Source organism: Haemophilus sputorum CCUG 13788 (assembly GCF_000238795.1).
In the GTDB taxonomy this organism is placed as follows: domain Bacteria; phylum Pseudomonadota; class Gammaproteobacteria; order Enterobacterales; family Pasteurellaceae; genus Haemophilus_A; species Haemophilus_A sputorum.
Window position 1 is genome coordinate 1 of the sequence record NZ_AFNK01000014.1, and the last position, 904, is coordinate 904.

Consider the following 904-nt stretch of genomic DNA (forward strand, 5'->3'; position numbering starts at 1 on the left):
TACCTCGTGGTAAATACAACACACTACATCGTAATACCAGAAAACACCAACGCCAGCGAGCAACAAAAAGGGGCGATTAAGCCCCTGCGCGATGATTAATGACTTCTTTTTCCAGTGCCTAGCTCTGGATCAAGCCTGACGTTAAACACACCTTTAAAGGGCGCGTCAGGCTCCTTTCCGTCCTCCACACAGGACTGTAAATACAAATCAACCGATGTTTTAAATTCCCGTTCCAGGTCAGCTAATGTTTCTGCCTCAAAAGTCACCAGATCTCGAATAAATGCCAGCTTTCCATGCAGGATATTATTTTCAAAATCCGGCTCAACTGTACCTAAATATCCTTTATATTTTAAATGTTTCATAAAACCCCAGCCTCTTTCAAGAAAAGTTATCAGATAGAAGGGTGAAAGAAAATACCAGGGAGCAGCGAGGCCACATACCCCTAAGCGCAGCGCAACCGCCGGAAAACGCACCACACTGTAAAGACAATAAAATCTTTACAACGTAAAGCTAACTATGTAATACAACGCGCTACACAATAAGAAAGGGAGAGCATGACACTCTCCCCATATATGACTCAAACTAAAGCATTATCCCGGTTATGCGCCCACCAAATGATTTCGCTAATAATCCATGCTTCTATCGCGGGTGTTTTTACAGGTTCCCCATTTACAATGCGGTTTGCAAGCTCTATCATTTCACATACTGACATTTGAGAATCTCCAAAGATGCATCTGTCATTTGGTAACAGGCTGCCCCACAGCCTGTTACCAACCCCAAATTAGTATTTGCTGATTACTTTACCCTCCTTAATCATTTTTATTAGTTCCTGTTCAGAATATTCTTTTCCGTGTTCCAATGTGGAATATATATCGCCAATAGTCCATACCCCACACACGGAGTA

The 904-nt window shown here is 42.4% G+C and carries 1 protein-coding gene; it reads right to left on the minus strand.

The features are described from left to right. Positions 1 to 95 precede the first annotated feature (95 nt). The gene (locus tag HSP_RS0103240; protein WP_000681608.1) at positions 96 to 362 is read right to left on the minus strand and encodes a type II toxin-antitoxin system HicB family antitoxin; all 267 of its coding nucleotides are present in this window, start codon (positions 360 to 362) and stop codon (positions 96 to 98) included. Between the last annotated feature and the right edge of the window lie 542 nt (positions 363 to 904).